The sequence below is a fragment of the Streptomyces sp. WY228 genome (assembly GCF_019287315.1).
Classification (GTDB): domain Bacteria; phylum Actinomycetota; class Actinomycetes; order Streptomycetales; family Streptomycetaceae; genus Streptomyces; species Streptomyces caviscabies.
Genome location: NZ_CP079114.1, coordinates 6,393,674 through 6,416,271, shown reverse-complemented (window position 1 = coordinate 6,416,271; position 22,598 = coordinate 6,393,674). Strand labels below are relative to the sequence as shown.

Here is a 22,598-nt window from a genome sequence, read left to right as displayed (position 1 = left end):
GGTGATTCCTTAAGGGATTAGGAGACCGCTTCGTCGAGGCGGTCCGCCTGCTTGTCCTTGAGCGGGCCGATGACCGAGAGCGAGGGGCGGTGGGTGAGGAGTTCGCCCGCCACCTCCCGCACGTCGTCGGGGGTGACCTCCGCGATGCGCGCGAGCATGTCGTCGACGGACATCTGCTCGCCCCAGCACAGCTCGCTCTTGCCGATACGGTTCATCAGCGCGCCGGTGTCCTCCAGGCCGAGGACGGTGGACCCGGAGAGCTGGCCGATGGCACGGGCGACCTCGTCGTCGTCCAGGCCGTGTGCGGCGACCCGGTCCAGCTCGTCGCGGCAGATCTTCAGGACGTCGTGGACCTGGCTGGGCCGGCAGCCCGCGTACACCCCGAAGAGGCCGCAGTCGGCGAAGCCCGAGGTGTAGGAGTACACGCTGTAGGCCAGGCCGCGCTTCTCCCGGACCTCCTGGAAGAGGCGGGAGCTCATGCCGCCGCCGAGGGCGGTGTTGAGGACGCCGAGCGCCCAGCGGCGGTCGTCGGTGCGGGCGAGGCCGGGCATGCCGAGGACCACGTGGGCCTGTTCGGTCTTGCGGTTCAGCAGCTCGACCTTGCCGGCGGTGCGCAGGGTGCGGGAGCCCTCGCGGGGCGCCATGGGCGCCGCGTCCGTACGGGAGAGGGCGCCGGCCTTCTCGAAGGCCTTGCGGACCTGGCGTACGACCGTGGCGTGGTCGACGTTGCCCGCGGCGGCGACGACGAGGTGCGTGGGGTCGTAGTGCTTCTTGTAGAAGCGGGCGATCTGGCCCCGGTTCAGCGCGTTGATCGTGTCGACGGTGCCGAGGACCGGGCGGCCGAGGGGGGTGTCGCCGAGCATGGTGTGCGCGAACAGGTCGTGCACGCAGTCGCCCGGGTCGTCCTCGGTCATCGCGATCTCCTCGAGGATGACGCCGCGCTCGGCGTCGACGTCCTCGGGGGCGATCAGCGAGCCGGTCAGCATGTCGCAGACGACGTCGATGGCCAGCGGCAGGTCGGTGTCCAGGACCCGCGCGTAGTAGCAGGTGTACTCCTTCGCCGTGAAGGCGTTCATCTCGCCGCCGACCGCGTCGATCGCGGCGGAGATGTCGAGGGCGGTGCGCTTCGCGGTGCCCTTGAAGAGGAGGTGTTCGAGGTAGTGGGTCGCGCCGTTCAGGGTGGGCGTCTCGTCGCGGGAGCCGACGTTCGCCCAGATGCCGAAGGTGGCGGACCGGACGGAGGGCAGGGTCTCGGTGACGATCCGCAGACCGCCGGGGAGGACGGTCCGGCGGACCGTTCCGATGCCGTTGCTGCCCTTGAGAAGCGTTTGGGTACGGGCGACGGCCCGCCCCTCCGAGGAGGTGCGGGCCGTCGTCGCGGAACTACGGGACGTCACTTGTCGGTGTCGTCCTTCTTCTCGTCCTCTTCGCCCTCGATGACGGGGATGAGGGAGAGCTTGCCGCGGGAGTCGATCTCGGCGATCTCGACCTGGACCTTGGCGCCGACGCCGAGCACGTCCTCGACGTTCTCCACGCGCTTGCCACCGGCGAGCTTGCGGATCTGCGAGATGTGCAGCAGACCGTCCTTGCCCGGCATGAGCGAGACGAACGCACCGAAGGTGGTGGTCTTGACGACCGTGCCCAGGTAGCGCTCGCCGACCTCCGGCATGGTCGGGTTGGCGATCGCGTTGATCGTGGCGCGGGCGGCCTCGGCCTGCGAGCCCTGCTGGGCACCGATGTAGATGGTGCCGTCGTCCTCGATCGTGATGTCGGCGCCGGTGTCCTCCTGGATCTGGTTGATCATCTTGCCCTTGGGGCCGATGACCTCACCGATCTTGTCCACCGGGATCTTGACGGTGATGATCCGCGGGGCGTTCGGGGACATCTCGTCCGGGACGTCGATGGCCTCGTTCATGACGTCCAGGATGTGCAGACGCGCGTCACGGGCCTGCTTCAGCGCGGCGGCCAGGACCGAGGCGGGGATGCCGTCGAGCTTGGTGTCGAGCTGGAGCGCGGTCACGAACTGCTTGGTGCCGGCGACCTTGAAGTCCATGTCGCCGAAGGCGTCCTCCGCACCGAGGATGTCGGTGAGGGCGACGTAGTGGGTCTTGCCGTCGATCTCCTGCGAGATCAGGCCCATGGCGATACCGGCGACGGCGGCCTTGAGGGGCACACCGGCGTTCAGCAGCGACATGGTGGAGGCGCAGACCGAGCCCATGGACGTCGAGCCGTTGGAGCCCAGCGCCTCGGAGACCTGGCGGATCGCGTAGGGGAACTCCTCGCGCGTCGGCAGGACCGGCACGATGGCGCGCTCGGCGAGCGCTCCGTGGCCGATCTCGCGGCGCTTGGGCGAGCCCACGCGGCCGGTCTCGCCGACGGAGTACGGCGGGAAGTTGTAGTTGTGCATGTAGCGCTTGCGGGTCACCGGGGAGAGGGTGTCCAGCTGCTGCTCCATCCGGAGCATGTTGAGGGTGGTGACGCCCAGGATCTGGGTCTCGCCACGCTCGAACAGCGCCGAGCCGTGCACGCGCGGGATGGCCTCGACCTCGGCGGCGAGCGTACGGATGTCCGTGACGCCACGGCCGTCGATGCGGACCTTGTCCTTGATGACGCGCTCGCGGACCAGCTTCTTGGTCAGCGCGCGGTACGCGGCGGAGATCTCCTTCTCGCGGCCCTCGAAGGCCGGGAGCAGCTTCTCGGCGGCGATCTCCTTGACGCGGTCCAGCTCGGCCTCGCGGTCCTGCTTGCCGGCGATGGTGAGCGCCTGCTTCAGCTCCGTCGTGACGGCCTTGGCGAGGGCGTCCAGGACGTCGTCCTGGTAGTCCAGGAAGACCGGGAACTCGCCCTCGGGCTTGGCGGCCTTGGCCGCCAGGTCCGCCTGCGCCTTGCAGAGGGTCTTGATGAAGGGCTTCGCCGCTTCCAGACCGGCGGCGACGATCTCCTCGGTGGGAGCCTCGGCGCCGTCCTTGACGAGCTGGATGGTCTTCTCGGTGGCCTCGGCCTCGACCATCATGATCGCGACGTCGCCGTCCTCCAGGACGCGACCGGCGACGACCATGTCGAAGACGGCGTCCTCGAGCTCGGTGTGCGTCGGGAAGGCGACCCACTGGCCCTTGATCAGGGCGACGCGGGTGGCGCCGATCGGGCCGGAGAAGGGCAGGCCCGCGAGCTGGGTGGAGCAGGAGGCGGCGTTGATCGCGACCACGTCGTACAGGTGGTCGGGGTTGAGCGCCATGACCGTCTCGACGATCTGGATCTCGTTGCGCAGGCCCTTCTTGAAGGAGGGGCGCAGCGGGCGGTCGATCAGGCGGCAGGTGAGGATCGCGTCCTCGGAGGGCCGGCCCTCACGGCGGAAGAAGGAGCCGGGGATCTTGCCGGCCGCGTACTGCCGCTCCTCGACGTCCACCGTGAGGGGGAAGAAGTCGAGGTTGTCCTTGGGCCGCTTGGAAGCGGTGGTGGCCGACAGCACCATGGTGTCGTCGTCCAGATACGCGACGGCGGAGCCGGCGGCCTGCTTGGCCAGGCGGCCCGTCTCGAAGCGGATGGTGCGGGTGCCGAAGGTGCCGTTGTCGATGACGGCCTCGGCGTAGTGGGTCTCGTTCTCCACTAGTGATTTCTCCATACTCGTCGTCTTTCGTCCGCACGCCCGTGTGGCGCGGGACGGTGCGGGAGAGGCGCACCGTGGATGCGGGCCGGTCTTCGATCGAAGCTCCCGGGCATGTTCCCGGGGGCCACTACCGAGGACCGGCGGCGGCGTCGTAGCGCCTCTCCCTCGTTCTTGCTCGTTCCTGCGGGTCGCGCGGGTTCGTCGCGCGGGTCTTGCGGGTCGTGCGGGTGTCGCTACGCCCAGGTTACTGAGCTTGACACCGGTCGTGCACGTACGGCAAAGGGAGCGGTCCCCTCAAACGCGGGAACCGCTCCCTTTCCACAGCGTCCTTACTTGGCGCCGCCGGCCGCGCCACGGCGGATGCCGAGGCGGTCGACGAGCGCACGGAAGCGCTGGATGTCCTTCTTGGCCAGGTACTGAAGGAGGCGGCGACGCTGGCCGACCAGGATCAGCAGACCACGACGGGAGTGGTGGTCGTGCTTGTGCGTCCGGAGGTGCTCGGTCAGGTCCGAGATCCGGCGGGAGAGCATGGCGACCTGGACCTCGGGGGATCCGGTGTCACCCTCCTTCTGGGCGAACTCGGACATGATCTGCTTCTTCGTAGCGGCGTCGAGCGGCACGCGTACTCCTCTTGATGTTCGAAGCGCCCACGAGTGCCCCTGGTCTTGATCTCAGGGGAGCTTCCGTGACTCGGAGGCGAAGGTCCGATGAGCGCAGCCCCCAGGATGATCCGAGGACGCGTACACAAACGGCCACGGGACAGACTACCAGCCGTTCGGGTCACGCCCCGCCGCCCCGCCGCCCTGGTCAGGCGGCGGGGCGGCGGTGATCAGCCGGTGAGGGCGCGGGCCCGGACGAAGACGTCGAGGACCGCCAGGCAGAGCGGGACCAGCGAGAGCAGCACCACGCTCTCGGTCAGGTCGAGGAGACGGCCCCAGAACGGGGAGAGCCCCTTGCGCGGGATGACCAGGCCGATCGCGGTGAGCAGGGCGGCTCCGGCGGCGACGGCGGCGGAGAGCCAGATCGTACGGATGTCCAGGGCGCCGCGGTCGCCGTAGCGGACCAGTTCGTACAGGAGGTCGGTCGGCGGGTTCAGGGAGAGGCCGAGGACGAGGAGCCCGATGGCCCCGATGCCGGCCACCAGGACGCAGGCGACCTGGGAGGTGTAGCGGAAGAGGCGGGCGCGCAGCAGCATGGCGAGGCCCGCGGCCAGGGCGAGGACCTGGCCCCAGATGTTGTCGGAGAAGCCGAGGACGGCGGCCGAGCCGACGACCACGGCCGCGCAGCCGCCGACGAGGCCGAGGAGCATCTCGTGGCCGCGGCGGGCCTGGGCGGCGATGCGCTCGGCGTCCACGGGCTCCGGGTCGCCCTCGGGGGTGTTCGGGTCGGTGTCGTCGTAACCGGCCGGAGCGGTGCGCGGCGAGGCGTAGCCGATGGGCAGGCGGGCGAAGCGGGCGGAGAGACCGGGCAGGAAGGCGACGAGCCCGAGGGCGACGGGGGCGCAGACGGCGGCGGTCTCGGTGGCGGAGGCCTCGGTGAGGATCGCGACGAAGGTGGCCAGGGTGCCGACGGTGGCCAGGAAGGTGGTCGCGACGAAGGGCGCGTCGCCGCTGGGGGTCAGGGCGACCAGGACCACCGAGGCGATCAGCACGGCGACGCAGCCGAGCAGGAACTGCAGGCGGCCGGGTCCCTGACCGGCGTCCGGGCCGATGATTCCGGAGCCGGCGATGAGGACGAGCGGGAGGGCGCCGAGGCCGAGGGCGACGGCGGTGGAGCGGTCGCCGTACACCCGGGCGCGTACGCCGGCGAAGGCGGTGAGGAGCAGTCCGGCGGAACCCGCGATGATCCCGGGCAGGCTGTGCATGTCGTGGCGCACCGGGTCGGCGAACCAGATCACGAAGGCCATCAGGACGAGCAGCAGGACGCCGCCGACCAGGCCCGCGCCGCGCAGGAGTTCGTCGCTCCACAGGTGGCGGTCGCGGGTGACGGCGGAGGCGACGGCGTCGGAGACGTCGTCGAAGACCGCGGGCGGCAGCGACTGGGCGAAGGGGCGCAGGCTGAGGATCTCGCCGTCGAGGACCTGCTGGGCGCCGAGGGTGCGGGCGCCGTCCAGGACCGTTCCGTCGCGGCGGACGAGGTGGAATCCGGTGGGTGTTCCGGCGGCCTGGGTCTGGCCCGTGAGACGCAGGATCTCGGGGTAGACGTCGGCGACGGCGATGTCCTCGGGCAGGGCGACGTCGATCCGGCTGTCGGGTGCCACGACGGTGACGCGGCAGAAGCCCGTAGCTGCGGTCGTACTCACGTGTCTGGTCCCCCTGATTCGCGGTTGCGCACGGTGCGCGCGCCACCCTACCGGGAGGGCGCCGGGTGGCCTGCAAGTAGGATCGCCGTCGCGCGGACGGAAGTTGTGCGCGCACGCAGCCACGGGGGCGTCGGTGCGGATCAAGACCGGCCTTCCGCCCGTCCGTATCGAGGGATTGATGTTCCGGTGAGCCAGATCGTCGTGAAGCGACCTCCGCGGTCCCTGCCGCCGGAAGTACCGGCGGAAGAATTGACGTTGGAGACCCCTCCGGAGCTGCCGCGCGGGCAGCAGGAGGGCATGCTGATGCAGATCCTGCCGGTGCTCGGCATGGGCTCGTCGGTGGTCTTCTTCTTCTCTCCGCAGGCCCCTCCGTTCATGCGGATCATGGGTGTCCTGATGCTCGTCTCGACGGTCGGCATGGTGGTCGCCCAGCTTGTCCGGTATCGCCGCGGTACGCAGGGGCAAATGGCAGATGTCCGCCGTGACTACCTCAAGTACCTGGCGCAGACGCGGCGCACGGTCCGGCGGACGGCGCGCAAGCAGCGCGATGTGCAGCTGTATCTGCACCCGTCCCCCGAGCAGTTGTGGTCGGTGGTGGCGGAGGGCTCCCGGCTGTGGGAGCGGCGCGTGGGCGACAAGGACTTCGCGCAGGTGCGGATCGGCCTCGGCGCACAGCAGTTGTCGACGCCGCTGGTCGCTCCGGACACCGCGCCGGTGGACGAGCTGGAGCCGATGTGCGCCGGTGCGATGCAGAGGTTCCTGGCGGTGCACGGGTCGCTGGACGGGCTGCCGATGGCGGTCTCGATGCGGGCCTTCTACCACGTGACGGTCTCCGGTCATCCGGAGGCGGCGCAGTCCACGGCGCGTTCGATGGTGGCGCAGCTGGTGACGCTGCACTCCCCCGAGGATCTGATGGTGGCCGTGGTGGCGGCCCCGGGCGCGGTGGAGCGCTGGGACTGGACGAAGTGGCTGCCGCACGCGCAGGTGCCGGGTCAGATCGACGGGGCCGGTACGAAGCGGCTGTTCGGCGACGACCTCGGTGAGCTGGAGCAGCTGCTGGCGGGCCGTCTGGACGGCCGGCCGCGGTTCGGCCGGGACAGTCAGCCGGTGCTGGACCAGCCGCACATCGTGGTGGTCCTGGACGGCGGGATGGTGCCGCCGGACTCGCTGTTCGCGGCGGCCGAGGGGCTGCAGGGCGTGACCATCGTCGAGGTGGTCTCCGGCGATCTGGACGAGCAGCGCGGTGGTCTGTCGGTGGTGGTACGGCCGGGGCTGCTGCGGCTGGAGTCGGGGGCGGGTCTGGCGTACGAGGGTGTGCCGGACACCTTGTCGCTGCCGGCCGCCGAGGCGCTGGCCAGGCAGCTGGCGCCGCTGCGGACGGGCGGGGGCGACGACGACGAACCGCTGCTGGCGAACCTGGACTTCACGGATCTGCTGAATCTGGGGGACGCGGGTTCGGTCGATGTGGCGCGCACCTGGCGGCCCCGGTCGGTGTCGGAGCGGCTGCGGGTGCCGATCGGCATCGGGGAGGGCGGCGCGCCGGTGATGCTGGATCTCAAGGAGGCCGCGCAGGAGGGCATGGGGCCGCACGGGCTGTGTGTCGGCGCGACGGGTTCCGGCAAGTCGGAGCTGCTGCGGACGCTGGTGCTGGGTCTGGCGGTGACGCATTCGTCGGAGACGCTGAACTTCGTGCTCGCGGACTTCAAGGGTGGCGCGACCTTCGCCGGTATGTCCCAGATGCCGCACGTGGCGGCGGTCATCACGAACCTGGCGGACGACCTGACGCTGGTGGACCGCATGGGCGACGCGATCCGCGGTGAGCTCCAGCGGCGGCAGGAGCTGCTGCGGTCGGCGGGCAACTACGCCAACATCCACGACTACGAGAAGGCGCGGGCCGCGGGCGCGGCTCTGGAACCGCTGGCCTCGCTGGTGCTGGTGATCGACGAGTTCTCCGAACTCCTCACCGCCAAGCCGGACTTCATCGACATGTTCATCCAGATCGGCCGGATCGGCCGTTCGCTGGGTGTGCATCTGCTGCTGGCCTCGCAGCGTCTGGAGGAGGGCAAGCTGCGCGGTCTGGACACCTATCTGTCGTACCGGATCGGTCTGCGGACCTTCTCGGCGTCGGAGTCGCGTACGGCGCTGGGTGTGCCGGACGCGTACCACCTGCCGTCGGTGCCGGGTTCCGGCTATCTGAAGTTCGGTACGGACGAGATGACCCGTTTCAAGGCGGCGTACGTGTCGGGGACGTACCGCACGGGCGGTGCGGATCTGTCGGTGGGGCAGCTGTCGGTCGACCGGAGGCCCGCGGTGTTCTCGGCCGCGCCGGTCCCGGTGGTGTACCGGGCGCCGGATCCCGAGCTGCTGGCCGCGGAGGCGGCGCGGGCGCAGGCGGAGGACGACGCGCTGGCGGACACGGTGCTCGATGTGATCGTGCGGCGGCTGGAGGGCCAGGGGGTGCCGGCGCATCAGGTGTGGCTGCCGCCGCTGGACCGGGCGCCGACCCTGGACCAGCTGCTGCCGGGGCTCGCGCCGACGGCGGACCGCGGGTTCACCTCGACCGAGTACACGCGTCCGGGCGGGCTGGTCGTGCCGCTGGGTCTGATCGACAAGCCGTTCGAGCAGCGGCGCGAGGTGCTGTACCGGGACTTCTCCGGTTCGGCCGGTCATCTGCTGATCGTGGGTGGTCCGCAGTCCGGCAAGTCGACGCTGGCGCGTGCGCTGATCTCGTCGTTCGCGCTCACGCACACCCCGGCCGAGGTGCAGTTCTACGGGCTGGACTTCGGTGGTGGGGGCATGGTCTCGCTGGAGGGGCTGCCGCATGTCGGCGGGATGGCCTCGCGGCTGGATCCCGAGCGGGTGCGCCGTACGGTCGCCGAGGTCGCGGGGATCCTGAACCGGCGCGAGGAGTTCTTCCGCGCCAACTCCATCGACTCCATGGCCACCTACCGGCGCAGGCGTGCCCGTGGTGAGCTGCCCGGTGAGGCGTGGGGCGATGTGTTCCTGGTCATCGACGGCTGGAGCGCGTTCCGGACCGAGTACGAGATGCTGGAGGAGGTCGTCACCGATCTCGCCTCGCGCGGCCTCGGGTACGGCATCCACCTGATCGCCACGGCGGCCCGGTACATGGAGATGCGCGCCGCGCTGAAGGACCAGATGCTGGGCCGGCTCGAACTGCGTCTCGGTGACACCATGGACTCCGAGTTCGACCGCAAGGTCGCGGCGAACGTCCCCACGGGGGTGCCGGGCCGCGGTCAGGTGCCGGAGAAGCTGCACTTCATGGGTGCGCTGCCGCGTATCGACTCGGTCAGCGACGCGGCGGACCTGTCGGAGGGCACGGAGGCGTTCGTCTCCACGCTGCGGGCCAACTGGTCGGGCCCGTCGGCGCCCGCCGTACGGCTGCTGCCGCGCAAGCTGGACGCGGACCGGTTGCCGAAGGGGTTCGAGTTCCCGGAGCGGGGCATCGCGATCGGCATCGACGAGACGGCGCTGGAGCCGGTGTTCGTCGACTTCGAGACGGATCCGTTCTTCCTGATCTTCGGCGACAGCGAGTCGGGCAAGACGAACCTGCTGCGGCTGATCGCCAAGCAGATCGCGGAGCGCTACTCCCCCGACGAGGCGAAGCTGGTCGTCGGCGACTACCGCCGGGCGCTGCTGGGCGCGCTGCCGGAGCAGTATCTGCTGGAGTACGCGCCGATGGCGAGCTCGATGCAGATGCACATGGAGGCGCTGGCCGGGGTGTTCTCCCGACGGCAGCCGCCGACGGACGTGACGCCGCAGCAGCTGCGCGACCGCAGCTGGTGGACCGGTCCGCAGATCTTCATCATCGTGGACGACTACGACCTGGTGGCGACGAACGCGGGCAACCCGCTGGCGGCGCTCGCGGAGTATCTGCCGTTCGCCCGGGACACCGGGGTGCGGTTCATCATCGCGCGCAGTTCGGCGGGTGCGTCGCGGGCGATGTACGAGGGGTTCATGCAGCGCATCAAGGAGCTGGGCGCGCAGGGTGTGGTGCTCTCGGGCGATCCGGCCGAAGGCGATCTGATCGGCACGGTGCGCGGTCACGCGATGCCGCCGGGGCGCGGGTACTTCGTCTCGCGGCGGCGCGGGGCGCCGATGGTGCAGATCGGGCGGCTTCCGGAACAGCACTGAGACAGAACCGAGACCGGGAGCCGTACACCGAAGCGATGTACTGGAGCCCGAGGAAGGATCCATCGGTGCGCACGAAGAACCGCACCGGCCATGACCGGCGGATACGGGGATTGTGATGGGTTTCGACGAGGAGTGGGCGCAACTGCGGGCCGAGGCCACGCAGCGGCAGGCGACGAGCACGCGGCTCAACGGGGTTCCCGACGAGCCGGGCCCCGGTTTCGGGAACAACGTCCTGGCCTCGACGCCGCAGGAGAAGGCGGCGGCGTCCAAGACGATCCAGGAAGAGCTGCTGGGCAGCACCGCCAAGGCCACGAACCACGCGGACGAGTCGTCGAAGGCGGCGGCCAGGGAGTTCACCGACTGGGCCACGGGGCCGGCCATCAAGAAACTGGACGAGACCTGGGACAAGCAGGTGAAGACCTTGACGAACCGGCTCCAGACCGAGCGGGACGGCCTGAGCGGGACGGCGAAGAACTTCGCGGGGCAAGAACTGGACATCAGGTACCAGTTCTCTCCGCTCATATCCCGGTACGGCGCGGGGACGTCGGTCGGCGACGGCCAGAAATAGGCGCCGGGGGCGCGATGTCTGCGCCCATCTCCCGCCCCTCCCCGTACACGCACGTCGAAAGGTCCCTCCCTTCCATGAAACGAACACGGCTGTGCCGCGGCGGCGCGCTGGGTGTGCTGCTCGCGGCGGCACTGCTGACCGGTTGCCAGCAGGACGGTGGCGACGGCGCATCCGGTGCGGCAGCGGACGGGACCGTGAGCGTGTCCGCGCTGCGGGCGGCGGTCGACGAGGTCGGGCCGGACGGAGCGGACGAATGTCCGCTGCCGTACGACGTCGCCGAGGCGGCGAAGAAGGCCGGACTGTCCGGGAAGACGGGTGCGGGGCCCGCGCCGGGCGACGACTCGGACGATCCCGCCGTCACCGGCGAGTCCAAGTGGGCCGTGGACGGGCCCGGCGGCTTCGAGAGCCATCCCGGAGCGCTGATCAGTTGTCGGTTCCATGTCGGCGGCGAGAGCGTCGAGGTCCACACGGTCGCCACGGAGTCGCGGACGGCCGAGAACGTGCTGATGCCGGTGATCGTGAACGCCGGCGCGCTCTCGCTCGATGACGGCACGTCGTACCTCGAGCGGACGGCGTCCGCCGCGCCCGGTGAGGCGGTGGCCACCGAGAACGGGGGCTGCGTGACCGTACGGGTGAAGCCGGCCGACGACGGTGACGCCGCTCTGGTGGTGACGGCGGGCGAGGGCGACGGCGACGGGCCCGGCCGCGAGAAGCTCACCGCCCTGGCTTCGGCGCTGCACGCTCAGCTCGGCTGACCGGACGCCGCCACCGGACGGCCCGGTTCCCGCCGCCCGTCCGCTTCGACGAACACCGCATCAAGGGGGAGAGATGCTCACCTACAGCGAGGTCATGACGACCGACCTGGGCAAGCTGACGACGGCCGCGGACAAGTGGGACCACGTGGCCGCGGAGATCAAGAAGGTCGAGACCCGCTACCAGGACACCGTGCAGCGCATCAGGATCGGCCAGTCCTGGTCGGGTGCGAGCGCGATCGGCGCGGGGCTCAACTTCGCCGCCACCCGGTACGAGTACGCCGCGGCGCAGACCCAGGCCAAGGCCATCGCCTCGCTGCTGCGCGACGCGCACAACGACTTCGTACGGCTGAAGCGGAATCTGGAGAACCAGCGTGCCGCGGCGATCAAGGCGGGCATGAACGTCTCCGAGGGCGGAGTCGTCTCGTACGACTACCAACGGCTCACGGACGGCGAGCGGTCCGCCGCCCGCCACGACCCGGACTACATGGAGAGCATCCGCAAGGCCGTGGCGTCCTGGTCGAAGGCGCTCGACGACTGTGTCAAGGCGGTCGACGACGCGGACCAGGGCGTGAAGCTCGCGCTGGAGGCGGTCACCAAGGACGGTCACGGCGACAAGAACGACAACACGCTCGGCATCGGCTTCAACGGGAACGCGAAGGGCGACGTCGAGGCGTACGAGGCGGCGAACACCGCGGACATCGCCACCCGCCTCAACAACGGCGACGACGTCTCCGCGGCCGAGATCGCGGAGTTCCAGCGCTCGGTGCGGGACAACAGCCACGACAAGCGCTTCTCCGAGACGCTGCTCAACAGCCTGGGCCCGGACGGGCTGATCAAGACCAACAACAAGCTCAACGACCGCGCCTACGACTCGGACACCAAGAACAAGAGCCAGTACCTGGAGATCCAGAAGGGGCTGGCCAACACCGTCGCGACCGCCACCCGGGTGCCGGGCAGCGTCAAGGACGCGCCGCCCGGATCGAAGGCGTTCAAGGACTGGGTGGCGTCGGACCAGGGCAAGTTCTACCGGGAGTTCACCGGTGAACTGCACCGCGAGGGCACGACCAATGGGGCGAAGAACACCAACCCGCTGTACGGGTACCAGTCGTTCGTCAGCCTGATGCAGCACGCCGACACCAAGTTCGACGATCAGTTCCTCTACGAGATGGGGGACAAGATGATCGAGGTGGAGGAGGACAAGCCGGGAATCTTCACCAAGTGGGGCCCCGGCCACGACGGAATCACGACCGACGCCATCGACGGCCTGCTCGGGGTGATGAGCAAGAACCCCGACGCGGCCACCGCGTTCTTCGACCCGGACGGCAACGGCAGCGGGGAGAACCACGTCGACAACAAGCATCTCGCCTATCTGGTCGGCGACGGCGACAACTCCCGCGACTGGCCCCGCCACACGGTGACGGGCATCGCCAACGTCACCTACGACGACCCGACCAGCAGGATGGGTCTGGGGCTGGCCCTGGAAGCCGCGGCGACCGGGCGCGAGCCGTTGGCGTCGGGGCAGGACCCGTGGCCCGAGGCCAAGCACACCGAGGAGCAGGCCCGGGTCATGAACGGGATCCTCGGCCAGCTCGCCCCCGGCGAGGACGGCGGCACCGAGGCCGGAGTGCCCGCGAACCTCCGGCGCCCCGTCGCGAACGCGCTGGCGGAATACGCGTCGGACACCCACGAGATCCTCGGCCTCGTGAACGAGGACTACAACAACGCCGCGGCCGAGGGGTACTTCGGCGAGGGCGGGAACGGTCACCTGGCGACCAATTCCAAGGAACTCACCCAGGTGATGCGGGGGTTGTCCGAGGATCCGGACGCTTACGCCGCGCTGCACAAGGCCGAGGCGCGGCACATCAACAACGAACTCGACCGGATCCCCGAGGGTGCGACCGGTTTCGCCCAGAGCGGCAACTGGGACCGGGCAGGGGCGGTGCTCGGCACGTACACCGCGATCCGCGAGGACGTCATCAACGACGAGCGGATGGCCGGGTACAGCGAGGCCGACTGGAAGGCCAAGGTGGCGTACCACATCGTCGGCGGCATCGTGACCCCCATGGCCATCCCCACAGCGGGCGGTTCCCTCGTGGTCGGGGACGCCCTCCAGCGCGGTGTGGACACCTGGGCCTGGCAGTGGGGCAACGACATGAAGGCCGGGCACGACGCCAAGGCCAACGCCGCCGTCGCCGATCTGTACCTCCAGGATTCCAGCCAGATCACCAACACCGTCCAGGGCTGGGCCAACGGACGCAACGACCTCGACCTCACGAACGCGACCGACAAGGACACCGTGACCACCCTCAAGACGACGATGCTGGGCGGCTCCGACCGAGGTGAGAAGCAGGCCCACAAGTACCTTTCCGATATGTCCAACTGATCCGCCACCACGTCCGGCTCCACCTGCCCCGAGGAAACGTCCATGCCCGACTCCGCCCAGCGCCCGAGCCGTTCCCGCCGCACTCGGCGATCCGTCCTGAGCGCGGTGAGCGTCCTGGCCGCCGGGGCGCTCGCCACGGGAACGTGGCTGGTGGTCGCGGACTCCGACGACGGGCCGGCGGACTGCGGGCGTCTGGTGGAACAGCAGCGGATGCGGACCGCTCTCGGCGACCGGGCGCCGAAGGGCCCGGAGTGCAAGGAACTCGGGTCGGCGATCGTCGCTGTCACCGGCGGCGACGCCCCGGGGCCGCGCACGGCGGAGCAGGCCGGTGCGATGAAGAACGTGGTGCTCGCGGTGGAGAGCGCGGCAGGGCGGGACGGCGGAGCCGTTCCCGCGCCACTGCGCCGTCCGCTCGGGCAGGCGCTGCGGGGGTACGCCGGTGACCTCTACGAGATTCTTCACGGCCTGAACCCCGCTTACGTCAACACCGCGGCAGTCCCCTCGTCCGGTCCCTGGGAGGACGGGACGGGCGCGCATTTCGCCGTGCCCGCCGACACCGCGCTCCGGGCCGTCCGCGCCGTCTCCGACGGACCGGCGGAGTATGCCGCGCTCCGCTCCGCGCTGGACGACGAGGGCGTACGACGGTTCGCCGCCCTGGCCGAGGACGCGCGGGGAAGCGCGACGACGGCCGTGGCCGCGACCGACGCCCGCGTCACGGGAGCCCTCGCCGGAGTGGCCGACCAGGTGGCCGAGGGGGCGAGCGGAGGCGCGGACCGCTGGTACGGGGAGGTCTTCGCGGCTCTGACGGAAGGGGACCGGCAGGTCCCGTCGGCGGCGTCGGACATCGGCGGTCACCTCACGGGGTCCTGGAAGTCCTCCCTGCGGGCGGCGGCGGAGCCGGACCGTGCGGATCTGCTGCTTCAGCGCAGCGAGCGGCTGTTCGTCCTGTGGGCGGATGCCCGGAAGGTGCCCGCCCCGGAGCGAGACGCGACGCTTCTCAACTGCCGTAAGAACGCGCAGGGCGCCTTCGAGGACGCCGTCGCCGCGCTGAGCGGAGACTGATGCGTATCGGGTTCGAGGGCCTGCGCGACCACCGGCGGAACACCGGCGGGCAGGACAGGGGATGAGAGACGGGAGGGGCCTCGTGGACCGCTCCGGGAAGTGGTCGCGTCCCAGGATCCTTGTCGCCTGGTTCACCGTGCTCGCCGTGGCAGTCGGGGGCCTGTGGTTCTTCCTCGGCCCCGAGGCGAACCGCGACCGGGCCGGCTGCGAGGAGCTGGGTCGTGACGCACGTGTGCGGGCGGCTCTGGCCGAGGCGCACCGGCCGGACATGACGTGCGAGGAACTGGGCCGGGCCATGAAGCGGGCGGCCGTGCCCGGTTCTTCCGCGGACGGGCATACCCGGGAAGCCGCCGCCGCGATGAAGAACATCCTGCTGGCCGTGGACGACGACATCCGGCGCCGGGAGCAGTTGGGGGTCGACGCGGGCCTGCGGCGGCCTCTGGCGGAGTCGCTCGCCGCCTACGCGGACGTCAACGTCATGCTCACCGACCCGACGGACTCCGTCTACGTCCGGGAGAGTCTCTTCTCCCGTGGGCCGTGGGAGGCGGAGGACGGCTTTCACCTGGCGGTGAACGACGACACGCTCGTACGGGTGATCAGGGCCGTGTCCGCGGACCCGGCGGCGTACGCGGTGGTCCGTCAGGCGCAGACCTCCTGGGAGGCAGGGCGGCTGGCCGCGTTCCCGGCCGGTTCTGAGGCCCTGCGGTGGAGCGTCGGCGCTCGGGCGCTGGGGAAGCTGGACGGTGTGGCCGAGCATGTGCGAGAAGGGCTCTCCCAGGACGAGGCCCGGGAGTGGAACGCCGCCGTGGTACGGAAGTTGAGCGCCGGGACGGCCATAAGGGAGGGCACCGAGGCGGTGCCTGCCGCCGGGCGGATCGAGCGGGCCTGGCAGCGCGCGCTCGCCCGGGCGCCGGAGGCGGAGCGGGACGCGGTCGTGGAGCGTCAGTGCGCGGTGATGCTCGACGCGGCCGGTCTCACCGCGGCCACGGACCAGTGCCTCAGTAACGCGTCCGGGACCGCCTCACGTGCGCTGCGCGTCCTGCGCGCGGTGTGACCTGCCGTGCGGGGCCCGGCCGATGGCCGGTCCCCGTCCCCGCGCGCCGGGGACGGAGATAATCTGCGACGGGGCGATGAGCACGTTCCCGCGGCGCGAGAGAGAGGCAACTGATGGGCACCCAGCAGGAGAAGGACGAGCTGTACGCACTCGACATCTCGGGGGTGGAGTGGCTGAGCGCCCCGGGGACGGAGGAGGCGGAGGAGCGGGTGGAGATCGCTCATCTGCCGGGCGGCGCCGTGGCGATGCGGTCCTCGCTGGATCCGGACACCGTGCTGCGCTACACGGAGGCCGAGTGGACCGCCTTCGTCCTGGGGGCGCGGGACGGGGAGTTCGACCTGAAGTAGCCGGTACGGCATGCGAGAGGGGCACGCTCACGGTGGAGCGTGCCCCTCTGTGCCGTCCGCGCGCGTTGGTGCGGAGGGTGGTTCAGAACGCCTCGGTGAACAGGCGCGAGGACTTGACGTCCGTGGAACGGTAGCTGTCCTTGCCGTTCTCGATGATCTGGGCGACCGACTTCAGGCGCAGGTGCATGTCGTCGGCGCGCTTCTTGTACTTGCCCTGGAGGATGACGTACTCGGCGTGCGCCTCACCGTCCCAGGTGCCGGTGACGACCTTGAGGGCGGCGTCCATCTCCTGCAGGTCCTTGGCGATGTTGGCCGAGACCTGGCGGATGCGGTTCGCCATCTCCTGGACGCTGTCGTACCTGACCTTGGTGTTGCTCGGATCCGCGGCCATCAGTGTCTCCCGTGTGTGCGGCGGTAATGGGTGTGGTGGAACGGCTCAGATGCCGTTGAGCGCGGAGCTGTTCTTGGCCTTGGCGAAGGCCGCGTAGACCTCTTCGTCGTTGGCGTTGCTGAGGTTCTTGGTCTGGCCCACGGCGTCCAGGAGCACCCTCAGGAGGCGTCGGATGACGTCGTGGTCCTCGTTGAGCTGGATCTGCGCGGACGCGAATCCCGCGGCTCCGACACCCGTCCAGCCCGCGCCCGCGGTGGCGAGGATGTCGGCGAGTTCCCGGGACTGCCGGGACACGGCGGTGGCCGTCTCGATGATCTTGTTCTTCGCCTGGACGACCGGGTCGTCGGCCAGTCCGAAGTTGGCCGAGGGGTTGGGCGTGCTCATCCGAGGTCCTCTCTCTCGATTTCCGGGCCTGTCCGCGCGATGCGGGCAGGTTCTCTGTCCCCCGTGTGATCCGGATCAGGAGTGGGGTTCAGGCAGGTCCCTGAGGTGCGTGGCGGTGTTCCCACGCCCTGGACATCGGACTCGGCCACTTCTCGTTCCCCCATCACACACGTGAAGTCTGCTACCACCCTAGCCACTTCGTCATCTCACCCCAACTGCGGTTTATCGGGAGAGAGCTACCTCACCCGCCGCCCCTCCCAACGCAAAGTGCTCCGTCGCCGGACATCACGGACGACGGTCGCGGTGCCCGCCACGACGGAGACGAGGACGGCCGCGAGGGCGAGCGCGTAGGTGGCGTAGCGCTCGCTGCGCTCCTGCGAGGTCTCGGACATGGCCAGGTGGGCGGGTTCGGGCGCGGGGGCCTTCGGCATCGGCGGATCGGGCTTCGGCGCGGCCTGCGGGACGTCGTCCTTGTCGCCCGCGAGGGCGCGGACCGGGTCGACGACACCCCATCCGACGAACGGGTCGTGGCCGGTGACGGAGCGTTCGGCGGTCTGCTCGATCCGCGCGATGATCTCGGCGGGCTTCCAGGACGGGTACTTGGCGACGAGGAGGGCGGCCACTCCGGCGACGTACGGGGCGGAGAAGCTGGTGCCGTTGTCGCTGCACTGTCCGAAGCCGGGCACGGTGGAGATGATGTCGACGCCCGGGGCGGCGACTCCGACGAACTCGCCGGCCTGCGAGAAGGCGGCCCGCTCGTTGTTGCGGTCGGAGGAGGCGACGGCGAGGACTCCGTCGAAGGCCGCCGGATAGGTGTTCTTCTGCTTGCCGTCCACACCGTCGTTGCCCGCGGACGCGACGACCACGATCTCCGCCCGGATCGCCCGTGCCACGGCCCGGCCGAGCGCCGAGTCGGCGGTCAGCGGCTTGGTGGTGTCCTGCGAGATGTTGATGACGTCGGCCTTCTTGGCGATCGCGTGGTCGATCGCGGTGGCCATGGTGGTGTCCTTGCCGCTGTTCTTCTCGTCGTTCTGCCGGATCGGGATGATGGTGGCCTCGGGGGCCAGGCCCACGAATCCGGTGCCCTTGGCGGGGCGTGCGGCGATGATCCCGGCGACCTTCGTGCCGTGGCCGATCGTGTCGCCGGTGCCGTCCGCCTTGCCGCCCTTGAGGAGGTTGCGTCCGGCGCTCGTGTCGACGGCCGGCTTGAGCTGCGGATTGGCGTTGTCCACGCCGGTGTCGATGACCGCGACCCGGACGCCCTTGCCCTTGGTGTCCTGCCACAGCTCGTCGAGCAGGACCCGCTGGAGCGACCAGGGCCGCCCCTCGAACTGCTTCTTCATCGGGAAGGAGCACTCGCCGCTGCCGTCGATCCCGAGGCCCACGGCACCGGGTCCTTCGACGGCGTACGCGGCGTGCGGCACGGCCAGGACCGCCAGTGCGGCGGCCGTCACCATCGGCAGCCGTACGGTCTTCCGGTCCACCATCTGTTCCTCTCCCCCGAGTTGTACGGTATCGCGCGTCCGGCCCGGCGGCCGGTCAGGAGCCCTGCGGCTGGCGGGCGCTGTTGGTGTCGAGCCGCGGCCCCTTGGAGAGCCAGTCCGACCACTCGATCGGGACCAGCGACGGGGTCACCTTCTCGTAGCCGAGGCGGATCTGGGCCTGGCTGGGCTCGGGGCGGCCGTCCTGGGTCTTCTGGCCTCCGGTGCCGATGTCGGAGCGCTCGGCGTCACTGTCGCCGTTGGCCTGCACGGCGTACCGCAGTCCGGTGTCGGTGACCAGGAACAGCGAGCCGTCCGGCCGCGTCTGGCCGGTCCGCATCTGTGTGTAGAGGAGACCGCTGCCCGGGGTGACGTAGGTGCTGGTGCCGCCGGCGTTGATGTCGGCGGGATAGGCGGTGCCGGCCCAGGTGGTCAGTGTGGTGCGCCCGCGCTCGTCGACCTTGGTGAGCACATTGCAGACGGTGTCCCGACTGCCCTCGCCACCGGTCGAGTTGACCTGTGCCGCCTTGCGCTCCGGCCAGCGCCGGCCCTGTCCGGCGAACGTCTCGCCGTCGGGGACGAAGTCCTGGAGGCCGACCGCGCGGGCCTCGCTGTTGAGGTTCAGCTCGGCGGTCTGCGGCGAGTTGATGAGCAGCCAGGCGGTGAACTCGGAGATCGGCTGGACCTTGCCGGCCAGCACCACGTAGTGCTGAGTGCCTTCTCCGGTGCGGGTCTTGAGCACCATGCCGATCTTGTTCTCGTCGGCGGAGAGCTGCCCCTGCACTCCGGCCTGCGCGCCGATGTCACCGGGGATCTCCGGGAAGGCGACCGGGCTGCCCCGGTGGAGGGTCGCGAGCCAGTCGTCGGTGACGGGCTGCGGTGTGCGGCTGCCGACCAGCGCGTTGGTGAGGATGCCGTTGTCGGCGGCGGTCTCGTCGACCAGGTACTTGGTGCCGGTCGCGTCGACGAGATAGCGGGCCTTGCCCTTCTGGCCCTGGACGTACAGCACCTGACCGCCGCTGAGCTGCTTGGCGCCTTCGGTGAGCTTGTTGTCGCGGCCCGCGAAGACGAAGGCCGCCTTCTGCACGGTGTTGCCCTTGCCGCCCGGCTGTACGCAGACGGCCCAGCGCTTGGCGGTGCCGGCGTCGGTCGCCTCCGGCAGCCGGTCCGGCGCGTACGGGATGCCGAGGATCGGGCCGCGCGGCGGCTTGCCCGCGTCCAGGATGTTGTCGGCGACCTGGATGACGCCGAACTCCTGCGGGGTGAGCAGCAGCCGGGCCGAGGCGAGGTTGAGCACGGGGTGGAGGAGGTTCTTGCGGTCCTTGCCCTTGCCGGTGGGGAGCACCACGTAACGGGTGGTGGACTCCTTGCCGACGATCACCTTGGATCCGGCCTTGTCCCAGCCCTTGGGCGCGGTCGGCTTGAACATGCCCCAGGCGCCGAAGCCGGCCAGCACCAGCGCGCCGACGATCAGACTGGGAACGATGGCGCGCAGCGGCCGGGGGGCGCCCTCCTCGGTACCGGTGGCCGACGGTTGGAGGAATGCGGCGACCGTGCGCTTCTTCGCAAAGGTGTACGCGTTGAGCTCATCCCGCCGTGATGCCATGAGTCTGTCTGTCTCCCGTGTCTCCCCGCGCGGCCCCGGGAGCGGGCGATGCCCTCGCTCCCGTGCCGGACCCCCGATGCCGGACGCTGCTGCCGGACCGGCCCCCTACTATGCCTGCTGACGCCGGGCCCCGGTGGGCCGGGTAGGGTGATCCAGCCCCCAAGCCCCCGGCGGGGCAGGGGCGATCGGGTTGACTTGAGGCCTTACGAACGGGGGAATGCCGGAATGATGGCATCCGCAACGCGGACACGTCAGGCCGGGCGAGGGGCCTCCTCGGGGGTCCGCGGAGCAGGGGGGCCACCGGCGCGAGGCCGGGGTTCGCGCTCCGCCGCCCGGGGCGCCCCGGACCCCGCGGCCCGGACCGGCGGAGCGGCCGCCCCACGGCTGAACGGACGTGCCGGACAGTTCGGTTCGTTCCGTTTGCAACAGCTCGTACTCATCGAAATCGCCGCCGGTCTGCTGCTCACCGCCTGGGTGATCGATCCGCTGATGCTCGCCCCGGCCGGGATGATCGCGGCGGTGCTGGTGCTGCTGGCCGTGGTCCGCAGGCACCGCAGGTCGCTGCCGGAGTGGCTGAGCACGGTCATCGCGCTGCGGGCCCGTACGCGCCGGGCGGCAGCGTCGACGCTGCCGCCGGACGTCGAGCCGGGGCTGGCCCCGGCCGTCGAGTGCGATCCGGCGCTGCACACGCTCTCCTTCAGCGACGGCGACCGGCGGCCGGTCGGAATCATCGGCGACGGTACGTTCGTGACGGCGGTGGTCCAGGTCGAGTCGGACGCCACCGCGCTGCGGCCCGACCGCTCGGCCCGCCCGCTGCCGTTGACGCTGGTCCGGGACGTGCTGGAGGTCGACGGCATCCGGCTGGAGTCCGCGCAGGTCGTCCAGCACACCCAGCCCGCACCCGCTCCGCACCTCCCGCAGCAGTCCGTCGCCGCGCGCAACTACGCGCCGCTGCAGGCCCAGACCGGTTCCCCGGCGCTGCGGATCACCTGGATCGCCCTGAAGGTCGACCCGGAGCTGTGCCCGGAGGCCGTGGCGGCGCGCGGCGGCGGCATCGTCGGAGCCCAGAAGTGCGCGGTACGGGTGGCGGACCAGCTGGCGAGCCGGCTCACCGGCGCGGGATTCCGGGCGACGGTGCTCACCGAGCAGGAGCTGACGTCCGCGATCGCCACGTCGGCCTGCGTCAGCCCGATGGCGATGACCCACGCCAGTCGCGCCGAGACGCCGGGCCGGCGGACCCAGGAGACGGCGCGCACCTGGCGCTGCGACGACCGGCGGCACACCACCTACTGGGTGGCGCGCTGGCCGCAGCTGGGAGGCGGCGGTGCGTCGATGCCGCAGCTCGTGGCGCTGCTCACCTCTCTCCCGGCGCTGGCCACCACGTTCAGCCTGACGCTCGCGCAGGGCAACCGCTCCGAGGTCTCGGTCACCGGCCATGTCCGGATCACCGGCCGCAGCGACGAGGAACTCGTCGCCGCGCGCCATGAGTTGGAGCGCACCGCACGCGGTGTGAAGACGGCGCTGGTGCGGCTGGACCGCGAACAGCTGCCCGGCGTCCTGGCCACACTGCCGCTGGGCGGAACCCGCTGATGCCGGCGGCGGAGAAGACGGCAGCGGAGCCGACGAGCGCGAGGAAGCCCGCGGCGGAGAAGACGGGGAAGCACGTGGTCATGGTCACCGGGACGTACGGGAGCAGGTACTGATGTCCACTCCGACGAGGCCCGCCCAGGCGGCCGGCCGTGCCCGGCGCGGTTTCGGGCTGATCGGCCCCCGCCGCGGCCGTCACACGGTCTCCCTCGACGAACTGGCCACGCTGGGGCTGCCGGTCGGCGACGACGGCACGGTGATCGGGGTCGACGCCGAGGGCCGCCCGGCGGTGATCGGCATCAACCGGCCCACCCCGTACGAGGTGACGCTGATCGGCGGCATCTGGACCGCCCAGGTCCTGGCGCTGCGCGCCGCCGCGACCGGGGCCCGGATCGCGGTGGAGACGGGCCGGGCCCAGGCCTGGACCTCGCTGGCGCAGGCGGCGGGCGGCGGGCAGCCGTGCATGTCGCTGCACGACGTCGGCCGGGTGCCGCCGCAGGGCGCTTCCGCCGGTTCGCCGGTGGTCGTCGTCCGCGACTGCGGGATGCGGCCGCCGCGCGGCCGGGTGGTGTCGGGACCGTGGCAGTCCGTGGTGACGCTGCTCCCCTATCTGAGCCCGGTGGCGCCGCGGCTGATGAAGAAGTCGGCGCTGGTCGGCGTCCAGCGGGTCTCTCCGGACGAGGCGGCGCAGATCGGCCGCATCCTGAACCTCTCGCCCGCCGAGACCCAGGCGCTGTCCACCCTGGCCGACGGCGTCACCCTGTGGTGCACGGACCGGGACCGCCAGTTCGTGATGACCCAGGCCACGGACGCCGAATCCGGGCTGCTGGGCGCCGCGCGCCGGATGGACTGAGCGGGCGGCGGCCCCGCGCTCCGGCCCGGCGACGCTCGTCACCGTCCCGGCCGGCCGGTGGGCCGG

Annotated in this window: 17 protein-coding genes; 9 read left to right on the top strand and 8 right to left on the bottom strand. The window is 70.8% G+C overall.

Annotated elements, in window-relative coordinates; translation table 11 throughout:
* Positions 1 to 17 precede the first annotated feature (17 nt).
* From KV381_RS28160 to eccD, 4 genes are all read right to left on the bottom strand, one after another.
* Complete coding sequence (locus KV381_RS28160; RefSeq protein WP_030629682.1) at positions 18 to 1,397, bottom strand: pitrilysin family protein; 1,380 nt, start codon at positions 1,395 to 1,397, stop codon at positions 18 to 20.
* Complete coding sequence (locus KV381_RS28155) at positions 1,394 to 3,607, bottom strand: polyribonucleotide nucleotidyltransferase (RefSeq protein ID WP_030085296.1); 2,214 nt, start codon at positions 3,605 to 3,607, stop codon at positions 1,394 to 1,396. Before KV381_RS28155 ends, KV381_RS28160 begins: the two co-directional genes overlap by 4 nt.
* Before the next feature lie 329 nt (positions 3,608 to 3,936).
* On the bottom strand, positions 3,937 to 4,227 hold the full coding sequence (gene rpsO / locus KV381_RS28150; RefSeq protein ID WP_030085294.1) for a 30S ribosomal protein S15: 291 nt from the start codon (positions 4,225 to 4,227) through the stop codon (positions 3,937 to 3,939).
* Between the two features lie 209 nt (positions 4,228 to 4,436).
* Positions 4,437 to 5,909 (bottom strand): type VII secretion integral membrane protein EccD, encoded by a 1,473-nt coding sequence (gene eccD, locus KV381_RS28145; RefSeq protein WP_030085292.1) that lies wholly within the window; start codon positions 5,907 to 5,909, stop codon positions 4,437 to 4,439.
* Positions 5,910 to 6,095: 186 nt separating this feature from the next.
* On the opposite strand from eccD, the gene KV381_RS28140 reads away from it, so the two are divergent.
* From KV381_RS28140 to KV381_RS28110, 7 genes are all read left to right on the top strand, one after another.
* Entirely contained in the window at positions 6,096 to 10,061 is a 3,966-nt protein-coding gene (locus KV381_RS28140; protein ID WP_030085290.1) for a type VII secretion protein EccC, read from the top strand.
* Between the two features lie 115 nt (positions 10,062 to 10,176).
* Positions 10,177 to 10,629, top strand: a complete 453-nt coding sequence (locus KV381_RS28135; protein WP_030085288.1) for a hypothetical protein — start codon at positions 10,177 to 10,179, stop codon at positions 10,627 to 10,629.
* Positions 10,630 to 10,703: 74 nt separating this feature from the next.
* Positions 10,704 to 11,384, top strand: coding sequence for a hypothetical protein (locus KV381_RS28130; RefSeq protein WP_030085286.1), 681 nt, complete (start codon positions 10,704 to 10,706; stop codon positions 11,382 to 11,384).
* 73 nt (positions 11,385 to 11,457) lie between these two features.
* On the top strand, positions 11,458 to 13,767 hold the full coding sequence (locus KV381_RS28125) for a hypothetical protein (protein ID WP_218786651.1): 2,310 nt from the start codon (positions 11,458 to 11,460) through the stop codon (positions 13,765 to 13,767).
* A gap of 42 nt (positions 13,768 to 13,809) precedes the next feature.
* Positions 13,810 to 14,829 (top strand): hypothetical protein, encoded by a 1,020-nt coding sequence (locus KV381_RS28120; RefSeq protein ID WP_218786650.1) that lies wholly within the window; start codon positions 13,810 to 13,812, stop codon positions 14,827 to 14,829.
* A gap of 61 nt (positions 14,830 to 14,890) precedes the next feature.
* Entirely contained in the window at positions 14,891 to 15,883 is a 993-nt protein-coding gene (locus tag KV381_RS28115) for a hypothetical protein (protein WP_218786649.1), read from the top strand.
* Positions 15,884 to 15,996: 113 nt separating this feature from the next.
* Positions 15,997 to 16,230 (top strand): DUF397 domain-containing protein, encoded by a 234-nt coding sequence (locus KV381_RS28110; RefSeq protein ID WP_030085280.1) that lies wholly within the window; start codon positions 15,997 to 15,999, stop codon positions 16,228 to 16,230.
* A gap of 82 nt (positions 16,231 to 16,312) precedes the next feature.
* Here the strand turns inward: KV381_RS28110 and KV381_RS28105 are convergent, their stop codons facing one another.
* The 4 genes from KV381_RS28105 to eccB form a co-directional block, all read right to left on the bottom strand.
* Positions 16,313 to 16,621: a WXG100 family type VII secretion target gene (locus tag KV381_RS28105; protein ID WP_086778270.1), complete on the bottom strand. Its 309-nt coding sequence runs from the start codon at positions 16,619 to 16,621 to the stop codon at positions 16,313 to 16,315.
* Positions 16,622 to 16,666: 45 nt separating this feature from the next.
* The gene (locus tag KV381_RS28100) at positions 16,667 to 17,005 is read right to left on the bottom strand and encodes a hypothetical protein (RefSeq protein WP_086778271.1); all 339 of its coding nucleotides are present in this window, start codon (positions 17,003 to 17,005) and stop codon (positions 16,667 to 16,669) included.
* A 236-nt stretch (positions 17,006 to 17,241) separates the two neighbouring features.
* Entirely contained in the window at positions 17,242 to 18,492 is a 1,251-nt protein-coding gene (gene mycP, locus KV381_RS28095) for a type VII secretion-associated serine protease mycosin (protein ID WP_030629670.1), read from the bottom strand.
* Between the two features lie 52 nt (positions 18,493 to 18,544).
* Entirely contained in the window at positions 18,545 to 20,092 is a 1,548-nt protein-coding gene (gene eccB / locus KV381_RS28090) for a type VII secretion protein EccB (RefSeq protein ID WP_218786648.1), read from the bottom strand.
* Positions 20,093 to 20,320: 228 nt separating this feature from the next.
* Here eccB and eccE point away from each other — a divergent pair, with 228 nt between their 5' ends.
* Positions 20,321 to 21,682 (top strand): type VII secretion protein EccE, encoded by a 1,362-nt coding sequence (gene eccE, locus KV381_RS28085; RefSeq protein ID WP_218786647.1) that lies wholly within the window; start codon positions 20,321 to 20,323, stop codon positions 21,680 to 21,682.
* 112 nt (positions 21,683 to 21,794) lie between these two features.
* A complete protein-coding gene (locus KV381_RS28080) occupies positions 21,795 to 22,532 on the top strand; it encodes a hypothetical protein (protein ID WP_218786646.1) in 738 nt (245 codons plus the stop codon).
* Positions 22,533 to 22,598: the final 66 nt, after the last annotated feature.